The organism is Pseudomonas paraglycinae (genome assembly GCF_021601625.1).
GTDB lineage: Bacteria > Pseudomonadota > Gammaproteobacteria > Pseudomonadales > Pseudomonadaceae > Aquipseudomonas > Aquipseudomonas paraglycinae.
On record NZ_BQHR01000004.1, the window covers coordinates 173,261 to 196,202 of the forward strand.

A 22,942-nucleotide genomic window follows, 5' to 3' on the forward strand; every position below is an offset into this window, starting at 1 on the left:
AAAAAAGGGCGACCTCAGGGTCGCCCTTTTCCGTTGTCCGGATTTATTGGGTGCTGATAGCACCGTCTACCAGGGTTTGCGCTTCGGCCACCAGTTGCTTGAGGTGGTCGTCGCCGATGAAGCTTTCAGCGTAGATCTTGTAGATGTCTTCAGTGCCCGACGGGCGCGCAGCGAACCAGCCGTTTTCAGTCATCACTTTCAGGCCGCCAATGGCCTGATCGTTGCCTGGAGCCTTGCTCAGAATGCTCTGGATCTTCTCGCCCGCCAGCTCGGTCGAGGTAACCTGCTCCGGCGACAGTTTGCTCAGCAGCGCTTTCTGTTCCGGATTGGCCTTGGCGTCGACACGCACCGAGAACGGCTCGCCCAGTTCATCGGTCAGCGCACGGTAGGCCTGGCTTGGGTCGCGTCCGGTACGGGCAGTCATTTCAGCGGCCAACAGGGCTGGAATCAGACCGTCCTTGTCAGTGCTCCAGACACCGCCATTCTTGCGCAGGAACGAGGCGCCGGCGCTTTCTTCGCCGCCAAAACCCAGCGAGCCGTCGAACAGACCATCGGCAAACCATTTGAAGCCGACCGGTACTTCATATAGGCGACGGCCCAGACGCTTGGCCACGCGATCGATCAGACCGCTGCTGACCACGGTTTTACCCACGGCAGCATCGGCGCGCCATTGCGGACGGTTCTGGAACAGGTAGTCGATCGACACCGCCAGGTAGTTATTCGGTGCCAGCAGGCCGCCGGACGGTGTGACGATACCGTGGCGGTCGTGATCCGGATCGCAGGCGAAGGCCACGTCAAAGCGTTCCTTCAGACCGATCAGGCCTTGCATGGCATGGCTGGACGATGGGTCCATGCGGATCTGCCCGTCCCAGTCGACGGTCATGAAGCGGAACGTCGAATCGACTTCCTTGTTCACCACATCCAGGTCCAGACGATAGTGCTCGGCAATCGCCGACCAGTAGCGCACCCCTGCTCCGCCCAACGGATCGACGCCCAGACGCAGTTTGGCCCCGCGAATGGCATCGAAGTCGATGACGTTGATCAGGTCGGCGACGTAGGTGTTGACGTAGTCGTGACGGTGGGTGGTTTCGGCCTTGAGCGCTTGCTCGTAGCTGATGCGTTTGACGCCGGCCAGTTTGTTGGCCAGCAGTTCGTTGGCCTTGGCTTCGATCCACTTGGTGATATGGGTGTCGGCCGGGCCGCCGTTGGTTGGGTTGTATTTGTAGCCGCCGCTTTGAGGCGGGTTGTGCGACGGCGTAATGACGATGCCGTCGGCAAGGCCCGTGGTGCGACCACGGTTGTAGCAAAGAATGGCGTGGGAGACTGCCGGGGTGGGCGTGTATTCATCGCCTTCGGCGATCATTACGGTCACGCCGTTGGCCGCCAGCACTTCCAGGGCGCTGGCCCCGGCCGGGGTCGACAACGCATGGGTGTCGATACCGACGAACAGCGGCCCGGTGATGCCCTGGGCTTCGCGATACAGGCAGATCGCCTGGCTGATGGCCAGAACGTGCCACTCGTTGAAACTCAAATCAAAGGAACTGCCCCGGTGCCCGGAGGTGCCGAACGCCACGCGCTGGGTGGAAACCGAGGCGTCGGGTTGACCGGTGTAATACGCCGTAACCAGTCGCGGGATGTCGACCAACAGTTCTGCCGGTGCCGGTTTGCCCGCAAAAGGACTGAGTGTCATGCAAAACCTCTGAAATAGAGTGGTTCAGGAAATTACACCGGAGTTTACTGGCAGTTTGTCCGGAGTGCGATGGGGTCTATTGCGTACAAGCCGAGTGTTTGCGCGCATCTGTCCGCGGAGCCAGTCGCAACGCATCCCCAAGCAGTCCGACAAGTCTTAACAACTCGTGTTCCGTGCCACCAATCGCGCTCAAACGCATGTGCTGCGCGTGCAACCCTCTGAGGCTGAACAACTCCCCCGGAGCAATCAGCACGTGCTGCTTGAGCAACCGTTGAAACACGGCATCCATCACGACCGGGCGCGCAGAATGCAGCCAGATTGTTGCGCCGCCATCAGGTTCCACGATTTGCAGAAAGTCGCCCAGACGCTCACGTATCAAATCGATCCATTGCGTTCGGCGCTCTCTGAGCAAGTGCTTGAGCACTGGCAGATGCTGGTCGACCCGCCCGCTCGCATAGAGTCGGGCAATGGCTTTCTGGCGGATCGGTGACAGGCGGAACGAACGCAGCAGGAAGTGACGCTGCAGGTCCGCACGCCATTGCCGCGACAGGACAAAACCGTAAGGTGCTTCGACCCCGATGATTTTTTCGAACATGGAAAACACCAACAAGCGGTCGGGATCCACCAACTCGCGCAGCGGCTCCCCTTCGGCGTCGTCCAGCAAGTCGCCGTGGCAATCATTTTCCAGCAACCAGGTGCCATGACTCAGCAGCAAATGCGCAATGGCTTCACGGCTGGCCGGCGGGACACGACTACCGTGGGGCATGTTCAATCTGGAGGACAGCAGGATCAATCGCACCCGCTCGCTTTCAAGCAGTCTCTGGAGTTTCTGCGGATCGAATGCCCCGTCCGGCTGAAGCGGCAACTCGATCACCTGAACCTCGGCGGACTGGAAAAGGCGCAGGATCATCCAGTCACACGGCGATTCGATCACCACGGTTGCGTGGCGCAGCTCAAGGACGGCGATCAGGATTTCCAGCACTCCTCGCAGATCGGCACCGATGTAGACGTCTTCAGCGTGCCAGCAATGAGCGGCCGATGACGTGTAGCGGGCCGCCAGCAACGTGCGCAATTCCAGTTCTCCGCAAGGCTGGGCCGGCGTTTGCAGGTGCCGGGGATACTGGCGCAACAGCTCTCGTTCAAGCATCAGCAACGGACGATCGAGGGGCTGGATCGACGCCGGCTCATCGGCGCTCAATACCTGCATGCCAGTGCATCTGGCATTGACGTACACCGTTTCCAGCAAATCACCGCCGCGTCCGGGCGGCATGACCGACGATGCAGGCTGCGCGAAGTATCCGGATTTGGCGACGGAATAGACCCGGCCTTCTTTCTCCAGTAGCGCGTAAGCATATTGAATAGTCGATATCGAAACGTTCAACCGCTCAGCCAGCTGCCTTAACGATGGCAGTCGAATCGCCCCTTGGTTGCCCGGCTCGCTGATCAGTTGCGTCAGGTAGCGATAGACCGCTTGGTAGGCAAAATCAGATTCTCTCGGCTCACTCATGAGCGTACGTCCGCAGAGGTGTCCGTGTGATCGGGCGACAAAATCCCATTCAACCTTCCGCCGAGCGGTCGCCCAGAGTGACCTCGTGCTCGGGCAACTCCTGAGCTTGTGCGACGTGTTCGCCCATCCGGACAGCCCCCATTGCATATAACCGGCAGATCAGTCGCAGGGGCAAACCGCTGACATCAGTCATCCATTGCAAGACCTGCTCCGGCGCGTGCAAACCCTGCATGGCGCGGTGCAGGTCCGGCATGGCGACCAGCATGCCGGGGTGACAAGTGCGCAGGAATCGCTCGAGACCGGCACCGGAATTGTTGAAGGGAGCGAACAACAGACAAACCAGTTGCGACTCATTGATACTGAAATTCTTTTGCAGGGACGACGTTGCCAGCGACCGATGCTCGGCGAGATCTTTGTCGAACGTGGCAACGAAGCGTTCGCAAATCTGCTCGGGCGTGTTCCTGCGGCGCATCGTGGCCAGGCATTGCTGCAGATAGTCCGATACGCCGGCCTCGTAGGTACTCCCTTCGATGTAACTGGCTTGCAGTCCCTTCAAATAGCCGCCGATCAAGGGATCAGCGCACTCGCCGGGGCGGGCTTCAAGCATCATCTCGTCAGCCTGAAACCCGAGAAAATCGCTGAGCAAGGGCCAGCGCTCCTCCATTTTGCCGACGACCATATCGTCGATCCCGATATAGCTGGTGCGACGACAGGCTTCGAACTCGCCGAGCGGACGCCACGGCACCCGATCGTCTTGCGAGTAGAGTTCGCGATAACAATCGCCGCCGATGTTGTCGAGCAGACTGAACAGTTCATCGAACCCGCCGCCCTTTCGCGACAGATCGCCCATGCCGACCTTGCGCACTGCGCGGTCCAGCCCATCGAGAAACTGCTCCTGACGGTGTGCGCTGTCGCTACTGATCAATGCATCGACACCGTTGTTCCATCGGGCGACCTGACCGTAGAACTCGGCGGTGGTCAAGTACTCGTCATCCCACAACGTCAGCTCCTCATTCCATCCACGACGATGCCCGACCATCAACAGGTCGATTCTGCCGGCTTCACGACCTTCATCGCAGACAGGTGTCAGATGGTTGAAAGGCAGAATCTCGCGATGATCGACCATCAACAGTTCGACCCTCGGATCGTCATGCAGAAACAGGGCGCTGAAACTGCGATGCAGATTGTGCAATGCCGAAGCCGGTAAGCCATTGCTCCGCAAGGTTGCGACCCGTAACTGGAACGTAGCCGGTGCACGCCCGGCAATGCTCAGCTGGGCAGCACGCAACAGGGCCAGGCTGTAGCTGCAATCTCGTGTGCCGGACTGAATCGTCATCACCTTGAATTCACCGATGCGATCCATACCTCCGGCAGCGACCGCCAGCCGCTGGATCAACAGCTGCAATGCCGTGCGCTCGGCACGGGAAAAGAAACTCAGCAGTCGTTGCAATACTTGCTGGTAGACATAATTCATTGCCTGATCATGGATCGTGCTCATCAGTACTTCACCCGGTATCAAAGGTTTTATATCGCACGGACGCAAATGGCGGACGCACAATCATTCTTCATTAATTAATAGACGCTGAAATGCTAACACTTAAGCTTTTGTAGTTATTTGAAACAGTTGAGCGCGCGGCATTTTGGAATCACGAAGGGCGTGACCGAAAGCCCCGTCGTTGCTGGGCTCCTTGCAAGGTCGAGCTTTCCTAGGAAACTTCTTACAAGCCCCTGCACATGATGAGCACAAGAAAAAAAGAAGGGATTACATGACGCGCCTACAAACTTTAAACAAAAGTTTGAGATGCAATGATAAACAGCAGATTGATACTGCACAGAACAAATAGAATGCACAGACATAGCTCATTCCTTGAGATGAAAGTAGTCATTCAATTATCAGGGTCTGGAGGGCAATTAGAAGATACAGATCGAGAGCAAAAACCAGTTCAGTTGCTGAACGTCCCCAGGTGTATGGCCCAGGGGCTTCTCGATATCTGAAGGATTAAACGCACAAGAGTCCGTGCGGCCACGGACTCTGATTGGAAGGGTCAGGCAGTTTCGATTTGCAGGGCAACCCGCTCGCGGCATGGGCATTCGTCCATGTAGCGGTGAGCTTCGACAAACTCGTTGAACGGAAACACACGAGTCTTGAGCGGCAGCAGCACACGGTCGGCAGTGAGCTGGTTGATATCACGCAAGGCACGCTGCAAGGCGACGTGATCCTGAATGATGCCGAGCTCCGGTTTGCCGGTGAAGTTGCCGATGCAATGCACGAAGAACTGAATGTTCTTCTGGAACGCTGCGCAGGCCGGGAACGGCGTCTGGTTGCCGCCCTGCAGGCCGTACAGCACCAGACTGCCACGGGGTGCCAGCACATCGCCGAGCAGCGACATCTGAGGCCCGCCGAGACCGTCGAACACCACGTCGACGCCGCGGTTGTCGGTGATCTTGTTGATCCGCATCAACAAGTCTTCTTCTTCAGTGACGATCACTTTCTCGGCACCGAGCGACAGCAGATACTCACGTTCCTCCGCCGTTTTGGTGGCAGCAATCACCCGTACACCCAGCGCCTTGCCCAACTGGACGAAGGACGGACCGGCACAGTGGCTGGCGTCGGTCACCAGGGCGAACTGCCCGGGTTTGACCCGTGCCAGATCAACGTAACCGAAATAGGCGATCAACAGCGGCGTGTAATGCACGCTGGCTTCAATCGGGCTGAGCACGTCCGGATAACGGGTCAGCGCGGTGCGCGGCAGAACGATCAGTTCGCCGTAGACCGGGTAATCGTTGGGGCTCTCGGCCGGGAAGCTGGCCACCTTGTCGCCCACGGCAAGATCTTCGACGCCGTCGCCGATCGCCGTGACCACGCCGGCCATTTCATGACCGAGGCCGGAAGGCAGACGCGCCTGGGACGACGCCAGATTCTGGCGCCAGAGCGTGTCATACCAGCTGATGCCGATCGCCTCGACACGCACCTGCACTTCGCCAGGACCTGGCTGAGCAGCCGCATGCTCTTCGCATTTGAGCACCTCGGCTGGACCAAACTTGTGAAAACGGATCGTGCGGGACATCGCAAACCTCGTCAAAGTAACCTCTAATGCCATGAACTCTATCTGGGCTTTCCAGCCAAGACTATCAGTGGCTATTAATAGTCGACATGCCTGTCATTGATTCCGCAGCATGGTCAGCATTGAAAAAATCCATGAAAAAACTGCTGCCGCCTTCTCAGTAAAGCTGAATTACCCGGTGCAGACTACCAGCCTTTCCCCGTAAGATTCATGCCGGCCATTGTTCTCATATGGTCGCTCTCGTCAAGCTTGATGACTCTGCCAGGACTCCAGATGAATCGTAATGACCTGCGTCGTGTCGACCTCAACCTGTTGATCGTGTTCGAAACGCTGATGCATGAGCGCAGCGTGACCCGTGCGGCGGAAAAGCTGTTTCTCGGCCAGCCGGCGATCAGCGCAGCGCTTTCGCGCCTGCGTGGCCTGTTCGACGATCCTTTGTTTGTGCGCACCGGGCGCAGCATGGAGCCTTCCGCCCGCGCGGTGGAAATCTTCGCCCTGCTCTCCCCGGCCCTGGACTCGATTTCGACAGCCGTCAGCCGCGCAGCGGAATTCGACCCCGCCACCAGCACTTCAGTATTTCGCATCGGCCTGTCGGACGACGTGGAATTCGCGTTGCTGCCAATGTTGCTCAAGCGCCTGCGCGCCGAAGCACCCGGCATCGTGCTGGTGGTGCGCCGCGTCAACTACATCCTGATGCCCGGCCTGCTCGCCTCCGGCGAAATCTCCATCGGCGTCAGCTACACCACCGACCTGCCGGCCAACGCCAAACGCAAGGTCCTGCGCCGCAGCGCTCCCAAGTTGCTGCGCGCCGATACTGTGCCGGGACCGTTGAGTCTCGACGATTACTGCGCCCGACCGCATGCGCTGGTGTCGTTCGCCGGCGACCTCAGTGGTTTCGTCGATGAAGAGCTGGAAAAACTCGAACGTAAACGGCATGTGGTACTGGCGGTGCCGCAGTTCAACGGACTGGGTACGCTGCTGGCGGGCACCGACATCGTCGCGACCGTGCCTGATTACACGGCGGAAGCGCTGACGGCGGCTGGTGGTCTTCGCGCGGAAGATCCACCGTTGCCGACACGCACTTTCGAGCTGCACATGGCGTGGCGTGGGTCGCAGGACAACGATCCGGGTGAGCGGTGGTTGCGGTCGCGGATTCAGATGTTTTTTGGGGATCCTGACAGTCTCTAGGCTTCTATTGGAATATCTCCTGATTACGGACGGACTTGAAGCGTTTTGGCAAACCGCATCAAAGGTGCAACGCAGGCTTGGCCTGGCGAACGCCATGGACAGAAGGCGCGCGGACACGTAGCGCAATCAGTAACGCGGCGAGCAGCATCAGCACGGCCGCCGCTACGAATACGGCGGCACTTCCTCCAAGGTTGAACATCGCACCGCCAGCGGCCGCGCCCGTTGCAATGGCGGACTGCACAGAGGCCACCACCATGCCCCCGGCGCTTTCCGCCTGATCAGGTACCGCGCTGGCGACCCAGTTCGACCACGCCACCGGCACACCACCAAAGGCCAGACCCCAGATCGCCAGCAATACCGCCTGCCCCGGCACCGACGCCGGCAACAGCACCAACGCCAGTGCTGCGACGCCGACCAGCGCGGGCATCAACACCAGAGTGGCCAGCGGGTAGCGCTCCAGCAGTCTCCCGGCTAACAACGTGCCGACGAAGTTCGCCACACCGAACCCCAGCAGCATCAGCGACAATCCTTGCGGGCCGATCCCGGTAGTCCCTTCTAGGAATGGCCGAACATAAGTGAACATCGCAAAGTGCCCGCTGTGCACCAGTACACAGCCGAACATGCCGATGGCGATGCCCGGACGCTGCAACACCTCGAAAACGGTGCGCAGTCTTGCCGGCCGGCGCGGCGCGAGGCGCGGCAGAGTGAGCGACTGGAAAGCCAAGGTCACCAGGCCTACCGCCGCCGCTGCAAAGAACGCGTTGCGCCAGCCATATAACCCGCCCAGATAACTGCCCAGCGGCACTGCCACCACCGTCCCAATGGCTATGCCGCTGAAAATGATCGACAACGCCCGAGGCAACAGAGCATTCGGCACCAGGCGCATCGCTACCGCTGCCGCCATGCTCCAGAACCCGCCAAGGGCAATACCCAGCAAGATGCGCATCAACAACAGCACCACGAAGCTGGAAGAAACGGCGACCAACAGATTCGAGGCGACCATCAACGTGGAAAAGCCCAGCAACACCCAACGTCGGTCGATGCTGCGGGTCAGACCTGGCACCAACAAGCCAGCGAACAGCGCCACCACGGCTGTTACCGTCACCGCCTGGCCAGCCAGCGCTTCGGACACTCCCAGTTCGGTAGCCATCAGCGTCAACAAACTTGCGGGAAGGTACTCAGCGGTGAGTAATCCGAACACACCCATTGCCAATGAGAAGACGGCCATCCACGCGGGCGTCGCAGGCTCTACATCCGCACCGACGCCGCAATGGCGGTCGGATACGGCGTTACATACACAGTTATTCATCGCACGGATCTCCCAATGTTCATTGCGAGCCGAGTCTAGGCGCTGAAAACTGGATGATCTATGATCCAAAGTCTCTACTTTTTGATCAAAACCCCTGAACGATGTCTGCAGACCAGTTTGCTCTCTCCTCGGACCTCATCAATGAGCTATTGCGCGGCATGCGCCTGCGTGGCGTTGAATACCGGCGTATCCAGGCGGGTCCAACGTTCGGATTGAGCTTCGCGGAAAAACCTGGGCACGCCTGGTTCCACTTCATGGCCGTTGGCAATGCGGTACTGCAAATGGAGGACGGCAACACCTACGCGCTGTCTGCCGGCAACGCCGTGTTCATCTCCCATGGCGCGTCCCATCAACTGTTTTCCCATCCGGACGTGCCTGTTCAAGACATCGACCGTCTAGACGGCGAAACCTTGGGTGACACCGTCAGCGCGGTGGATACCGGAGCGGATGCCAGCCCCACGCCGAGCACTATCTTGTTCAGTGGTTGCATGGAGTTTGAACTGGGCAGTATCCATGGGCTCGGCCGGCTGATGCCGGGCCTGATGCTGATTGATGCCGGTGGCCAGCGTTATCCCGGGCTGGTGCCGATCCTGACCACTATGGAACGGGAGGTCAGCGCCGCCCGTGTCGGCTTCGCCGGTATCCTCGCGCGGTTGGCCGACGTGGTGGCCGCCATGGTCGTTCGCGGCTGGGTTGAATGCGCCTGCGGCAATGCTTCCGGGCTGATCGCCGCCTTGCGCGATCCACGCTTGGCCGGTGCATTGCTTGCGCTCCACCAACAACCGGGCCGCGAATGGACCGTTGCGCAGTTGGCAGAGCACTGCAATACCTCGCGCTCTGTATTTGCGGAGCGCTTCCAGGTCACGATTGGCATGTCTCCGCTGCGCTACGTGACCGAACTGCGAATGCGGCTTGCAAGCCAGTGGCTGACGCTCGAAAGACTGCCGATTGAAGAGGTGGCGCAGCGTTTGGGCTATACCTCCCAGGCTGCTTTCAGTCGTGCATTCAAGCGTATTACGGGCAGGACACCGGGTTTGAGTCGCAAGGCGAGGCAACCGGCGGTTACTTGAGCTCGAGCGCAAGGAGTCGACGATCCGTGCCTCTGACTCATTTACCACCCGTTACGTCGAGGAATGTACCGGTCACAAATGATGCCTCTGCGCTGGCCAGCCACAAGATGGCCCGCGCCACTTCCTCCGGCTGCCCGCCTCGCCCCATCGGGATCGAGTCCTTGACACGATCGACCCGCCCCGGCTCGCCGCCGCTGGCGTGCATGTCGGTATAGATATGTCCGGGGCGAATACAGTTGACGCGTATTCCTTCCCGGGCGACCTCTTTGGCGAATCCGATGGTGAACGTTTCCAGCGCACCCTTTGATGCTGCGTAGTCCACATATTCATTCGGACTGCCCAGACGGGCCGAGGCCGACGACACATTGATCACCACGCCGCCCGCACCGCCGTGCCGCAGGGACATGCGCTTTACGGCCTGCTGGGCGCACAGTATCGGCCCGAGCGCATTGACCGCAAAGATGCGTTGCATGCGTTCGAAACCCAGGTCTTCGAGACGTGACTGTTGCGCCAGCACCCCAGCGTTATTGACCAGGACATCGATGCGCCCGAACGTGTGGTCGATCGCGGTAAAAAGACTCGCGACCTGCTCGGGATCGGCACTGTCGGCGCGCATCGCCAATGCCTTGCGCCCCATCGCTTCGACATCCGCCGCAACCGCCAGCGCGGCGGACTCATTGGCAACGTAACTGATCGCGACATCGTAGCCTTGGGCAGCAGCGAGTCGGGCGGTGGCGGCGCCTACTCCACGACTACCACCCGTGATCAGAATCAGCGGAGCCTGCGAGACGTTGACCATGAAAACTACTCCTTAGCAGATGATGCCGAGTCAGCCGATGATGATCGCGCCGCTGGCGATCACCACACAGACCAGCACCCGGCGGACGGTAAGTGTTTCGCCGAGGAACAGGTAGCCAAGCAGCGCCGCAAACAGCACGCTGGTTTCGCGCAAGGCTGACACCGCGCCCAGCGGGGCTTCGTTCATCGCGTAGATAACGATTGCATAGGCAAGCAGAGAGACCAGCCCGCCCATTGCCGCAGCGAACATTCCGGGCCGGATCGAAAACAGGCTGCGGGCATCGCGCAAACCGATGTAGACCACCGGCATCAGCACGCCCCACAAGGCGCTCATCCACACCGTGTAGGCCAGCGGTGCACCGGAAAGCCGCGCGCCAATGCCATCGACCACGCTATAAGCCGCGATAAAGCAGCCGGTTCCCAATGCGTAAGGCAGGCTGGGCACCGACAGCCTGCGTCCCCGAAAAGCCAGCGAAATGATTCCGCCTGACACCAGCGCAATGCCGAGCAATTCGCCGGGGGTGATGGTTTCGCCGGCAAACAGCGCGGCGCCCAGCGTAATCAACGCGGGTGATGAACCGCGCGAGATCGGATAAATCTGCCCAAGATCGCCGACCCGGTAACTGCGCACCAGAAACAGGTTGTAGCCAACGTGCAGCAATGCCGACAGCAGTGCATATCCCCAGCTACGAGGTGCAGGCGCCACCATGAACATCGCGGCGACTGCACAGACTATGGCGATGGCAACGCACATCACCGTCATCGACCAGAGCCGATCGGCACCGCCGCGCAGCAGCGCGTTCCAGCTGGCGTGCAGCAGCGCGGCGAACAGGACAAGGAGGACGAGATGAGTAGGCATTGGCCATTTTAGGCAGCCCGAACGGCCGGATTACAGAGAAGACTCCTCATTGCTCCATGAGCGATTCTTCATGCCTCAAACCTGCCCGCCTTGCACTTTGAGCGCCTCACCGAGCAACCACTCGCGAAAACTCTCAATGTGCGGCTGCGTCTCAACGCCCTTGGGGCAAACGAAGTAATAGGCGAGCGGTGACTGAAACGGCACATCGAACAGCCGCACCAGACGGCCATCGTCGATTTCCTTCTCGACATGCCCGCTGCGCACCAGAGCAATGCCATGGCCGAGCAAAGCCGCCTCGACCGTCATATTGGTATCGCCAAACCTGACGCTTTCCCGCAGCGGCAAAAACGCCAGCCCGACGGACTGGAACCACGCTTCCCATTTCGGCGCCAGTTCGGCACCGTTGCGAGCCAGCAGCGGCAACTGCAACAAATCGGCGGGACTGCCGGGCATTCCGACGCGTTGCAGCAGTTCGGGACTGGCCACCGGGAAAACCTGCTCACCGAACAAAAACTGTGAATACAGACCGGGATAGTCGCCCTTGCCCAAGCGAATCGCGACATCGGCTTCGCTGCTGGCGAAGTGGATGATCTTGTCCGTGGTGATATTTAATCGCCGCATAATCCTCACCGCGCAATTTCGCCTGCGACAGTTGCCGATCACGCAACACAGAATTGTCATCGAATCGATTGATAGCCTCCTAACGAAAGGTGCATGCTAGAGGGCTTTCCTCGGGCTTATATCATTCCGAATGATAGTTACCTTCGTGTCATTCGATTCGTTTGCCATCTACCCGCCGAGCATCATCCGCCCATCTTCAATACATTGGCGGATGCATCCATGGAACAATCACTCAAACATTTGCGCTTCCCGTTGGCTCTGTTGGCCGTGCTGGTGATGAGCGCGTGCGGCAAGACTCCGGAAACCGCCGCCACCATGCCCGCTGCCAAGGTCAGCGTGGCCAAGGTGCTGGAACAACCGGTCAACGAGTGGGACGAATTCACCGGGCGTCTCGAGGCGCCGGAAACCGTTGAAATCCGTCCGCGGGTCTCCGGCCAGATCGACGAAGTCGCCTTCACCGAAGGTGCACTGGTCAAGAAAGGCGACCTGCTGTTCCAGATCGACCCGCGTCCGTTCCAGGCCGAGGTCCGCCGCCTCGAAGCCCTGGTTGCCCAGGCCCGCGCCAATGCCACCCGCAGTGAAAACGAAGCCGGTCGTGGCGAACGCCTGCGTGCCAGCAACGCGATCTCCGCTGAACTGGCCGACTCGCGCACCAGCGCTGCACAAGAAGCCCGTGCTGCTGTTGGCGCGCTGCAAGCGCAACTGGACCTGGCCAAACTGAACCTGAGCTTTACCCGCGTCACTGCGCCAATCAGTGGCCGCGTCAGCCGTGCCGAGATTACCGCCGGTAACCTGGTGACCGCCGACACCACCCCGCTGACCAGCGTTGTGTCCACCGACAAGGTCTACGCCTACTTCGACGCCGACGAGCGTGTATTCCTCAAATACACCCAACTCGCCCGTCAGGGTCAGCGCGGTGCAACCACTCCGGTGTACATGGGCCTGTCCAACGAAGACGGCAACCCGCACCTGGGCCAGATGAACTTTATCGACAACCAGGTCAACCCGAAGACCGGCACCATCCGTGGTCGCGCGGTGTTCGACAACAGCGACGGCAGCTACACCCCGGGTCTGTACGCACGCCTGAAACTGGTCGGCAGCGGCACCTACAACGCCATGCTGATCAACGACGAAGCAGTCGGTACCGACCTCGGCAAGAAGTTCGTGCTGGTGATGGATGGCGACAACAAGACCGCCTACCGCGCCGTCGAACTCGGTCCGAAGATCGAAGGCCTGCGTATCGTGCGCAGCGGCCTGAACAAGGACGACACGATCATCGTCAAGGGTCTGCAACGGGTTCGTCCTGGCTCCCCGGTTTCGCCTGAAGTGATCCCGATGGCCAGCGAGCAAACCATTGCCGCTCTCGCTCAACAACGACAAGCGCTGGAAGCCAGCAACCTGCCCAAAGTCGCACCTGCCAAAGGCGCGCCGGGTTCGGTTGTGAAACTGGCTGCTGCGACCCCACGCGGTTAAGGGACGACAACTCCGATGAATTTTTCCCAATTCTTCATTTCACGGCCGATCTTCGCAGCGGTGCTGTCGCTGCTGATCCTGATCGCCGGTGCGATTTCGCTGTTCCAGTTGCCGATCAGCGAATACCCGGAAGTCGTGCCACCGACCGTGGTGGTGCGTGCCAACTTCCCGGGCGCCAACCCAAAAGTCATCGGTGAAACCGTGGCGGCTCCGCTGGAGCAAGCCATCACCGGCGTCGAGAACATGCTGTACATGTCCTCGCAGTCCACCGCTGACGGCAAGATCACCCTGACCATCACCTTCGCTCTGGGCACTGACCTGGACAACGCGCAGGTGCAGGTGCAGAACCGCGTGACCCGTACAGAGCCGAAACTTCCAGAAGAAGTGACGCGCATCGGTATCACCGTCGACAAGGCTTCGCCCGACCTGACCATGGTTGTGCACTTGACCTCGCCGGACAAACGCTACGACATGCTGTACCTGTCCAACTACGCGATCCTCAACATCAAGGATGAGCTCGCTCGCCTCGGCGGTGTCGGTGACGTGCAGCTGTTCGGTATGGGCGACTACTCGCTGCGTGTATGGCTCGACCCGAACAAGACCGCTTCGCGCAATCTGACCGCAACTGATGTGGTGACCGCGATTCGCGAGCAGAACCGTCAGGTGGCCGCCGGCCAATTGGGCGCGCCCCCTGCGCCGAATGCCCAGAGCTTCCAGCTGTCGGTCAACACTCAGGGCCGTCTGGTCTCCGAGGAAGAGTTCGAGAACATCATCATTCGCGCAGGCGACAACGGTGAAATCACTCGCCTGAAAGACATCGCCCGCGTCGAACTGGGTTCCAGCCAATATGCCCTGCGTTCGTTGCTGAACAATCAGCCGGCCGTAGCGATCCCGATCTTCCAGCGTCCGGGCTCCAACGCCATCGAAATCTCGAACGAAGTTCGCGGCAAGATGGAAGAACTGAAGAAAAGCTTCCCGCAAGGCATGGACTACAGCATCGTCTATGACCCGACGATCTTCGTGCGCGGCTCCATCGAGGCGGTGGTTCACACCCTCTTCGAAGCGCTGATCCTCGTGGTACTGGTGGTAATCCTGTTCCTGCAGACCTGGCGCGCCTCGATCATTCCGTTGGTGGCGGTACCGGTATCGTTGATCGGTACGTTTGCGGTGATGCACCTGTTCGGTTTCTCGCTCAACGCCCTGTCGCTGTTCGGCCTGGTACTGGCGATTGGTATCGTGGTGGACGACGCCATCGTGGTGGTGGAGAACGTCGAGCGGAACATTGAACTGGGGCTCAACCCCTTCGATGCGACCAAAAAGGCCATGGGCGAAGTGACCGGCCCGATCATTGCCACGGCGCTGGTGCTGTGTGCGGTGTTCGTACCGGCGGCATTCATCTCGGGCCTCACCGGTCAGTTCTACAAGCAGTTCGCTCTGACCATCGCCATTTCAACCGTGATCTCGGCTTTCAACTCGCTGACCCTGTCGCCAGCGCTGGCCGCTGTGTTGCTTAAAGGTCACGACGCACCGAAAGACCGTTTCTCGCGAGTGCTGGACAAGATCTTCGGTGGCTGGCTGTTCCGTCCGTTCAACCGTTTCTTCGACCGCGCCAGCCATGGCTACGTCGGCACCGTGCGCCGGGTCATCCGTGGCAGCGGCATCGCCCTCTTCCTGTACGCAGGCCTGATGGTGCTGACCTTCTTCGGTTTCTCCAGCACGCCGACCGGTTTCGTACCCGGCCAGGACAAGCAATACCTGGTGGCCTTCGCGCAACTGCCGGACGCCGCGAGCCTCGACCGCACCGAAGATGTGATCAAGCGCATGTCCGACCTGGCACTGAAACAGCCGGGCGTGGAAAGCGCCGTAGCGTTCCCGGGCCTGTCGATCAACGGCTTCACCAACAGCCCGAACGCCGGCATCGTGTTCGTGACCCTGAAACCGTTCGACGAGCGTAAAGACCCGAGCATGTCTGCCGGTGCGATTGCCGGTGCCTTGAACGGCCAGTACGCCGGGATTCAGGAAGCCTACATGGCGATCTTCCCGCCACCACCGGTACAAGGTCTGGGCACCATTGGTGGTTTCCGCCTGCAAATCGAAGACCGGGGCAACCTGGGCTACGAAGAGCTGTACAAGGAGACCATGAACATTATTGCCAAGAGCCATAACGTTCCGGAACTGGCCAACCTGTTCACCAGCTACACCGTGAACGTGCCGCAGGTCGATGCCGCCATCGACCGGGAAAAAGCCAAGACCCACGGCGTGGCCGTCAGCGACATCTTCGACACCCTGCAGATCTACCTGGGTTCGCTGTATGCCAACGACTTCAACCGCTTCGGTCGTACCTATCAGGTCAACGTTCAGGCAGAGCAACAGTTCCGCCTCGAATCCGACCAGATCGGCCAGCTGAAAGTACGCAACAACAAAGGCGAAATGATCCCGCTGGCGACCTTCATCAAGGTCAGCGACACCTCGGGCCCGGATCGCGTGATGCACTACAACGGCTTCATCACCGCTGAAATCAACGGTGCGGCAGCCCCGGGCTACAGCTCCGGCCAAGCCGAAAAAGCCATCGAGAAACTGCTCAAGGATGAACTTCCGAACGGCATGACCTACGAGTGGACCGACCTGACCTACCAGCAGATTCTGTCCGGCAACACTGCGCTGTTCGTGTTCCCGCTCTGCGTATTGCTGGCGTTCCTGGTACTCGCGGCTCAATACGAAAGTTGGAGCCTGCCACTGGCGGTGATCCTGATCGTACCGATGACCCTGCTGTCGGCCATCACCGGTGTGATCATTTCTGGTGGCGACAACAACATCTTCACCCAGATCGGCTTGATCGTACTGGTTGGCCTGGCGTGTAAGAACGCGATTCTGATCGTCGAGTTCGCCAAGGATAAGCAGGAAGAAGGCCTCGATCCGCTGGCCGCTGTACTGGAAGCCTGCCGTCTGCGTCTGCGGCCGATCCTGATGACCTCGTTCGCATTCATCATGGGTGTGGTGCCACTGGTGTTCTCCAGCGGTGCCGGTGCCGAGATGCGTCATGCCATGGGTGTGGCGGTGTTCTCCGGGATGCTCGGTGTGACCTTCTTCGGTCTGCTGCTGACCCCCGTGTTCTACGTGCTGATCCGCAACTTCGTGGAGCGCAGCGAAGCGCGCAAAGCGGCGAAGGCGAACAATCTTCAAAAGCCACTGGAGGCGCACCAATGAGTCTGAAAGTCTTCCTGCCGAGCCTGCTGGTGCTGGCCCTGAGTGCCTGCGCCGTCGGCCCTGACTACAAGACCCCGACGACGGAGGCGGCGAACATCACGTCCGCCACCGATGGCGCCGCCGGCCAGAAGAACTTCGACCGTTCGAAATTCGAAGGCATCTGGTGGCAGCAGTTCGACGATCCGACTCTCAACCAGTTGGTGACCCAATCGCTGCAAGGCAACCGTGAACTGCGCGTGGCATTCGCCCGCTGGAAAGCCGCCCGGGCAATCCGCGACGACGTCAGCAACGACGCAATGCCGACCATCACCAGCCGCGCCAGCAGCGACCTGGCCAAAGGTCAGATTCCGGGCCAGACCACCAAACGGGTCAACAGCGAACGCTACGACCTGGGTCTGGACATGGCGTGGGAGCTGGACCTGTTTGGACGCATCCAGCGCAATCTGGAAGCCAGCGACGCCGATCAGCAAGCGGCCGAAGCCGATCTGTACCAACTGCAAGTCACCATGATTGCCGAACTGGTGGACGCTTACGGTCAACTGCGCGGTGCCCAGCTTCGGGAAAAGATCGCCCTGGCCAACCTGAACAACCAGCAGGAGTCGCGCAAGATCACCATCAGCCTGCGTGACGCCGGCGTTGGCGATCAGCTCGATGTTGAACGGGCCGATGCCCGTCTGGCGTCGGTCGAAGCCAGCGTGCCGCAGTTGCAGGCAGAACAGGCCCGCCAGAAAAACCGCATCGCCACCCTGCTGGGTGAACGTCCGGACAAACTGACCGTCGACCTGAGCCCGAAAGACCTGCCGGCGATTGCCAAGGCCTTGCCGATCGGTGATCCGGGCGAACTGCTACAGCGTCGTCCGGACATCCTCAGCGCCGAACGCAGATTGGCTTCGGCCACGGCGCGTATCGGTGTGGCCAAGGCCGACCTGTTCCCACGGGTCAGCCTCAGCGGTTTCCTCGGCTGGACGGCCGGACGTGGTTCGCAGATCGGTTCCTCGGCGGCCAACGCCTGGGCACTGGGCCCAAGCATCACCTGGGCAGCGTTCGACCTCGGTAGCGTGCGGGCCCGTCTGCGCGGCGCCGATGCCGATGCCGAAGGCGCACTGGCGACCTACGAGCAGCAAGTATTGCTCGCGCTGGAAGAGTCGGAAAACGCCTTCAGCGATTACGGCAAACGTCAGCAACGGCTGATCTCGCTGATCCGCCAGAGCGAATCAAGCCGCAAGGCTGCCGACCTCGCCGAAATTCGCTACCGCGAAGGCACCACCGACTTCCTGGTGTTGCTCGACGCCCAGCGTGAACGTTTGAACGCCGAGGACAGTCAGGCCCAGGCCGAAGTGGATCTGTATCGCGGCATCGTAGCGATCTACAAGGCCCTCGGTGGCGGTTGGCAGCCGGAGACGGTCGCCAGCAAGTAACAGTTTTTTAAAGAGCTCCTTTGGTTGGCCGCAACCAACCAAATTTTTTGCCCCGCGTATCATTCGGTCGCGGGGCTTTTTTGTACCTGTCTTTCATGGTTTTCCAGCACGGTGACCGTGGCGGTAGTGCCGGCTCTCAGTCGGTCCTTGCCCGCGTAATCGGGATCGATGCCGATCCGCACCGGTACCCGCTGCGCCAGTTTCACCCAGGTGTAGCTGGGGTTGATGTTGGCCAGCAATCGACTTCCCGGGGCGTTTTCCCGGTCGGCAATGGCGAAGGCGATGCTTTGCACGGTTCCACCGAATTTTTCCCCGCTCATCAATTCGATCCGCACACGATCACCCTCCTCGATCCGTGGCAGTTTGGTTTCCTCGAAATAGCCGCTGACATAAAAGGAGCCGCTGTCCACCAGTGCCAGCAGGGCGCTACCGGCCACCGCGTAATCCCCCTGACGGGTCAGCAGATTTGTGACGTAACCGCTGACCGGCGCTTCGACTCGGGTACGTTGCAGATCCAGTTCGGCCTGGGTCAATGCAGCTATCGCCAGTTGCACGTTGGCTTCAGCCAGACCGAGATTGGCCTGATTGCGCAACAGATCGGCCTGGGCAACCGCCACGTCAGTACTGGACTTCTCCCACTCCTCCCCGGAAATCGCGAACCCTTGCTTGAGCGTGCGTCGCCGGCGTTCTTCGCTCTGGCGCTGTTTGAGCAACGCTTCGCTGGCGACAATCGCCGCTTGCGACTGCCCGAGCGTGGCCTTTGAGACCTCCACCGAGCGTTTCGCATGCTCGACCGCGAGGCTGTAACGAGCCGGGTCGATCTCCAGCAACAACTGGCCCTTGTCGACATGCTGATTGTCCTGCACCGCCAGTGTGACGATGCGGCCCGAAACATCCGCCGACAGCGTCACCACATCCGCCCTCACCCGCGCATCCCGCGTCCACGGAGCTCGGGTGTAATGTTCCCAGGCAAACCAGCCAAGCACGATTGCCAGCAGCACCACTGCCAAGGTCGTCAATCGAGTGAGCAACGTCTTCAAGGTTTCAGGCTCCCATCAGCAAAATCAGTGTGGCGCACACGCAGGCGTACAAGGCGCCCTCGAACAGCGCCTCATGCCAGACAAAACGCAGGACGCCAAGCCGGCGCAAACCCCAGTCGAGCAGCAGAAAAACCGGTATGGCCAGCAACAAGGCCTGGGCGATAGGAGGCAAGTAAACGCCGCCGATCTCGAAATCAATGGGCAAGGACGGACTCTCCTTCAGAACGGTCGGGCTGCAAATGTTCGCCATGCCGCTCCAGAAACGACACCACGATCAACAGGGCCACTCGCATGCGAAACACCGACCATAGGTGTTCATGGGTGGCGACATGCAAGGCATCCAGCTCATCGCCGAGCGAATGCAGCGTAGTCAGCAACGGTGTCAGGCGCACATCCGGTCGGCCGGCGACGAAACGACCGGTCTGACGCAGCGCCGTCGACAGCTGCCGACCGAAAGCGTCCGTGAGCAAGGCGTTGTTCTGTGCCTGTTGCCTCAGTTGGTGCATGGCCACGCCCAGCGCCACGCAGGCGAGACTGATTTCATACAGGCGCTGCATGTCCCGATCGTTGGCGGCGGGTAACACGCCCAGCATTGAAGTCAGGCGATCGACCATTCGACTTTCGAAGGCGAATTGCTCTTCGTCGGTAGCCGGGCTTTTTGTCAGTTGATAGACCTGCTCCCGCGCCTCGTTATAAAAGCGCCTGATTCGAAAGGCCGGGCGAAAAGGGAAGATCCAGGCGTAGACAATCAAAGCCAGCATCGCCGCACTGACATAGGCCCCGGCGAATTCGAACCATTGAATGGCGGTGTTCTGCCCGGTGCCGACGTTCTGCGGACCGAGCATCAGGAAACTCGACAGCCCCAGCCCCATTCCGATACCGGCGGTGGCCGGGCTGGACAGTCCGACCGCGATCACATACAGCAAAGGCGCGAGCAACAAGGCCAACATTTCGAAATCACTGATCGCCGGGACCAGCATGAACTGATAAAACGCCGAAACCACCAGGGCCAGTCCCAACCCTCGCGCGTAACTCTGCGCAGCAACCAACGGGCGCGGAAACGTCGCCATCAGCGAACACAGAATCCCCACCAGAATCATCCCGCCCCGCGCGCCGTCCCAGGCGGTTTCGATCCAGATCAGTCCGGCCACCAGTAACGCGCTGAATGCGCGGATGGCGTTCATCGTCGCGAGCGTGAAATCCAGGTGCAAGGGGCTGGACTGGCCACGGAACATGCAGCTGGCCTCCCGGCCTTCCTGTATCGCATCGCTCAGTTCGAGAATCTGCTCCAGTTGCTGCAACAGCCGCGCCTGTTCCCAGCGCAATGCCCAGGCCAGCGAGCGCAGGGTTGCACTCATGTCTTCCGTCAGTTGTTCGGCCTTGTAGGCCAGCGCTTCGAATTGCTGTTGCAGCGCGACGAACTGGTGCCGCACCTCGGCTGGCAGTGAGCGTCCTTGCTGTGCGAGCTGATCAAGCAGTGCCAGCTCCTCGGCACGCAATTGCTGGATGTCCAGCGGCAGATCGCCCTCCCAGCGTTCGGTGAGCAGTTCCCGCTGGTGACGCAACGCGGTGAGGCGCGAGGTCAGCAGCATCAGCTGATTGCCCAGCAACAGCACCAGATTGTTGGCACTGCGCAGGCGTGGAGCATCGAAATACAAGTGCCGGCGCAGGCCTTCGAGGGCGCTGATCTCCCCCAGCAGCTGCATTTGCCGACGCTGAAAGTCCGCTTCGCTTTCTTCGGTGCGAAGCACAGCGGCGGCATGGGTGGCGGCGAGCTTGATCACCTGATCGACCTTCGCGAAATAGTTGCGTGATACCGCCTCGGGCCGCGCCGTCAGCAGGCTGACCACGCATACGCACGCCACCGCCAGCAAGGTTTCGGTAACCCGGGTCACCGCCAGCAGAAAGGTGCCGTCCTGATCCGGAATCGCCAGCAGCGCCACCACCACGGCGGTATACCCGCTCAACACGAACGCCTGGGAACTGGTGTAGCGCAGCAACGTGCCGCCCGCCGTGCACAGGGCCAGCCACAGCGCCAGGGTCGTGATGAACGGCAACGGCGCCTGGGGAAAGATCGCCATCAGCACCACCGCCACCACCGCGCCAAGGGTTGTCCCGATGATTTGCCCGAAGCTGCGTGCCAGCGCCATCCCGGCCAGTGGCTGGCTGATGATCACCACGGCCATGATCGACCACTTCGGCTGATCCAGGTCGAACAGGAACGCCAGGTACAAGGTCAGCAATCCGGCGGCAATGGTGCGTAAACCAAACAGCAGCACGGCCTGGCTGGGGTGGATCACCGCCTTGAAATAAACAAGCAGGGATTGCATGGGTAGCCTCTTCGAAACAACTTCTGCAAGCGTAGACACTGCATGGAGGGCATGACGGCAAACAGAGTCGACACAAGCTGTAGGTCGATTCAACGCCTGTAGTAGGCCATATCGGGCAGAGGGTTTGACTCACGGCGCGAGCTGACAGAAGCTTGCGACCTCCGCTATAAAACGAAAGTTTCGGAAATTCGCATGCCTCAGTCTCGCCGCTATTTGCTCATCAGCCTCGGCCTTGTGTTGGTCCTGCTCGTTGGGTGGCTGTCTTTTCGCAGCACAGTGCCGGTTGTGCCAGAAGCGATCAGGCATGGTTACAGTGAAGCGCTGGACGCCGCTCGTGCCGGTCAGCCGGGGGCCGCGCGGGTTCTGTATCAACAGCTGGGACGTCCGGATTTGTCCGCCAAGCGGCGGGTCTGGCTGCATGCCGAACTGCCCAATTACCCGAGTCCGCAAGCCTTGAAACTGGCGGATGCCGATCTGCAGCATGAATCTCCCGACGTGCGAATGGCAGCCATCAGGAGCGTGACCGGTCTGGTGCCCGGTGGCCAGCGCAGCCTGCTGCTCGGCCCGTTGCTCGAGGATGAAGATCAGAACGTTCGTTTTGCGGCAATCAACGCCCTGCTCGGCTTGTCGCCGGATCAACTGGGCCTGTATTTCGCCCCGCTCCAGCAAGGCATCGATGTGTGGGAGCAGGCGCTCAAGAGTCAGCCGGAAAGCGCCGCCAACTACGTGCAACTGGCGCGCCTGTATCTGCACAACGCCGAGTTGAAACAGGCACAGGAAGCGCTGGAACAGACCTTGCGTCTCGACCCCGGCAACCTGCCGGCGCTGGTGATGCAGATCGAAGTGCTCGATCGTCAGGGTCAGAGCGACGCCGCGCGACAATTGCTCGCCCGACAATTGAAGGCCCAGCCTGACTCGGCTTATCTGCAACATGCGCTGGGACTCTGGCTGCTGCACCACGATCAACGCGAGTACGCCCTGCTCGGTTTGTCCAAAGCCGTGGAGCTCGAGCCCGATAACAAGGACTATCGCTACGACCTCGCCACGACCCTGCACAGCGCCGAAGAACTGGAAGCGGCGCAAAAGCAGTTGCAGGAAATCGTCCAGCGTCATCCTGCCGATCGTAAGGCGCGGGTGTTGCTGATCAACTACTGGAAAGAAAGCGGTCAGTTGCAGAACGTGCAGATTCTGCTGGCGCAGCTCGAACAGATGAACCCGGACGATCCCTCTTTGCAGCAAGGCCTCTAGCGGCCTTCTCGACATCCCGCAAGAAAATCGGAACCGTCGTCACGGCAAAAGGTCAAGTAAACAGGCAGTGCCAAACGGCGTCCGGCGCCCGCTGCCGCGTTTCCCCTAGTCATGAGAGG

17 protein-coding genes are annotated in these 22,942 nt (G+C 60.3%); 6 read left to right on the top strand and 11 right to left on the bottom strand.

What is annotated here, in order from left to right; all coding sequences use genetic code 11:
- Positions 1 to 43 precede the first annotated feature (43 nt).
- From pgm to L6D82_RS07570, 4 genes are all read right to left on the bottom strand, one after another.
- Positions 44 to 1,690: a phosphoglucomutase (alpha-D-glucose-1,6-bisphosphate-dependent) gene (pgm, locus tag L6D82_RS07555; protein WP_236188581.1), complete on the bottom strand. Its 1,647-nt coding sequence runs from the start codon at positions 1,688 to 1,690 to the stop codon at positions 44 to 46.
- Between the two features lie 76 nt (positions 1,691 to 1,766).
- Positions 1,767 to 3,197 (bottom strand): aminotransferase-like domain-containing protein, encoded by a 1,431-nt coding sequence (locus L6D82_RS07560; protein WP_085745730.1) that lies wholly within the window; start codon positions 3,195 to 3,197, stop codon positions 1,767 to 1,769.
- 49 nt (positions 3,198 to 3,246) lie between these two features.
- The gene (locus tag L6D82_RS07565; protein ID WP_085745731.1) at positions 3,247 to 4,695 is read right to left on the bottom strand and encodes a hypothetical protein; all 1,449 of its coding nucleotides are present in this window, start codon (positions 4,693 to 4,695) and stop codon (positions 3,247 to 3,249) included.
- A 547-nt stretch (positions 4,696 to 5,242) separates the two neighbouring features.
- On the bottom strand, positions 5,243 to 6,265 hold the full coding sequence (locus tag L6D82_RS07570; protein ID WP_064381679.1) for a zinc-dependent alcohol dehydrogenase family protein: 1,023 nt from the start codon (positions 6,263 to 6,265) through the stop codon (positions 5,243 to 5,245).
- A 270-nt stretch (positions 6,266 to 6,535) separates the two neighbouring features.
- Here L6D82_RS07570 and L6D82_RS07575 point away from each other — a divergent pair, with 270 nt between their 5' ends.
- Positions 6,536 to 7,450 carry a LysR family transcriptional regulator gene (locus L6D82_RS07575; protein ID WP_074690647.1) on the top strand — a complete coding sequence of 305 codons (915 nt, stop codon included), beginning with the start codon at positions 6,536 to 6,538 and terminating at the stop codon, positions 7,448 to 7,450.
- A gap of 58 nt (positions 7,451 to 7,508) precedes the next feature.
- Here the strand turns inward: L6D82_RS07575 and L6D82_RS07580 are convergent, their stop codons facing one another.
- Positions 7,509 to 8,759, bottom strand: a complete 1,251-nt coding sequence (locus tag L6D82_RS07580; RefSeq protein WP_236188583.1) for an MFS transporter — start codon at positions 8,757 to 8,759, stop codon at positions 7,509 to 7,511.
- A 101-nt stretch (positions 8,760 to 8,860) separates the two neighbouring features.
- On the opposite strand from L6D82_RS07580, the gene L6D82_RS07585 reads away from it, so the two are divergent.
- Positions 8,861 to 9,829, top strand: coding sequence for an AraC family transcriptional regulator (locus L6D82_RS07585; RefSeq protein ID WP_236188585.1), 969 nt, complete (start codon positions 8,861 to 8,863; stop codon positions 9,827 to 9,829).
- Between the two features lie 37 nt (positions 9,830 to 9,866).
- Here the strand turns inward: L6D82_RS07585 and L6D82_RS07590 are convergent, their stop codons facing one another.
- The 3 genes from L6D82_RS07590 to L6D82_RS07600 form a co-directional block, all read right to left on the bottom strand.
- Entirely contained in the window at positions 9,867 to 10,628 is a 762-nt protein-coding gene (locus tag L6D82_RS07590) for an SDR family oxidoreductase (protein WP_236188587.1), read from the bottom strand.
- A gap of 30 nt (positions 10,629 to 10,658) precedes the next feature.
- Positions 10,659 to 11,486, bottom strand: coding sequence for a DMT family transporter (locus L6D82_RS07595; protein ID WP_236188588.1), 828 nt, complete (start codon positions 11,484 to 11,486; stop codon positions 10,659 to 10,661).
- Between the two features lie 75 nt (positions 11,487 to 11,561).
- On the bottom strand, positions 11,562 to 12,167 hold the full coding sequence (locus L6D82_RS07600; RefSeq protein WP_373870899.1) for a LysR substrate-binding domain-containing protein: 606 nt from the start codon (positions 12,165 to 12,167) through the stop codon (positions 11,562 to 11,564).
- Between the two features lie 159 nt (positions 12,168 to 12,326).
- Here L6D82_RS07600 and mexE point away from each other — a divergent pair, with 159 nt between their 5' ends.
- From mexE to L6D82_RS07615, 3 genes are read left to right on the top strand one after another with little or no spacing between them, the layout of a single operon-like run.
- Positions 12,327 to 13,580 carry a multidrug efflux RND transporter periplasmic adaptor subunit MexE gene (gene mexE, locus L6D82_RS07605; RefSeq protein ID WP_236188589.1) on the top strand — a complete coding sequence of 418 codons (1,254 nt, stop codon included), beginning with the start codon at positions 12,327 to 12,329 and terminating at the stop codon, positions 13,578 to 13,580.
- 15 nt (positions 13,581 to 13,595) lie between these two features.
- A complete protein-coding gene (locus L6D82_RS07610) occupies positions 13,596 to 16,787 on the top strand; it encodes an efflux RND transporter permease subunit (protein ID WP_085745737.1) in 3,192 nt (1,063 codons plus the stop codon).
- The gene (locus L6D82_RS07615) at positions 16,784 to 18,205 is read left to right on the top strand and encodes an efflux transporter outer membrane subunit (RefSeq protein ID WP_236188590.1); all 1,422 of its coding nucleotides are present in this window, start codon (positions 16,784 to 16,786) and stop codon (positions 18,203 to 18,205) included. Before L6D82_RS07610 ends, L6D82_RS07615 begins: the two co-directional genes overlap by 4 nt.
- 59 nt (positions 18,206 to 18,264) lie before the next feature.
- Here the strand turns inward: L6D82_RS07615 and L6D82_RS07620 are convergent, their stop codons facing one another.
- From L6D82_RS07620 to L6D82_RS07630, 3 genes are read right to left on the bottom strand one after another with little or no spacing between them, the layout of a single operon-like run.
- The gene (locus L6D82_RS07620; protein WP_236188591.1) at positions 18,265 to 19,245 is read right to left on the bottom strand and encodes an HlyD family secretion protein; all 981 of its coding nucleotides are present in this window, start codon (positions 19,243 to 19,245) and stop codon (positions 18,265 to 18,267) included.
- Positions 19,246 to 19,249: 4 nt separating this feature from the next.
- Positions 19,250 to 19,450, bottom strand: coding sequence for a DUF1656 domain-containing protein (locus L6D82_RS07625; protein WP_085745740.1), 201 nt, complete (start codon positions 19,448 to 19,450; stop codon positions 19,250 to 19,252).
- Positions 19,440 to 21,575 (bottom strand): FUSC family protein, encoded by a 2,136-nt coding sequence (locus L6D82_RS07630; protein WP_102686207.1) that lies wholly within the window; start codon positions 21,573 to 21,575, stop codon positions 19,440 to 19,442. The genes L6D82_RS07625 and L6D82_RS07630 overlap by 11 nt, the downstream gene beginning before the upstream one ends.
- Before the next feature lie 192 nt (positions 21,576 to 21,767).
- Between L6D82_RS07630 and L6D82_RS07635 the strand changes: the two genes are divergently transcribed.
- Complete coding sequence (locus tag L6D82_RS07635; protein ID WP_085745742.1) at positions 21,768 to 22,823, top strand: tetratricopeptide repeat protein; 1,056 nt, start codon at positions 21,768 to 21,770, stop codon at positions 22,821 to 22,823.
- Positions 22,824 to 22,942: the final 119 nt, after the last annotated feature.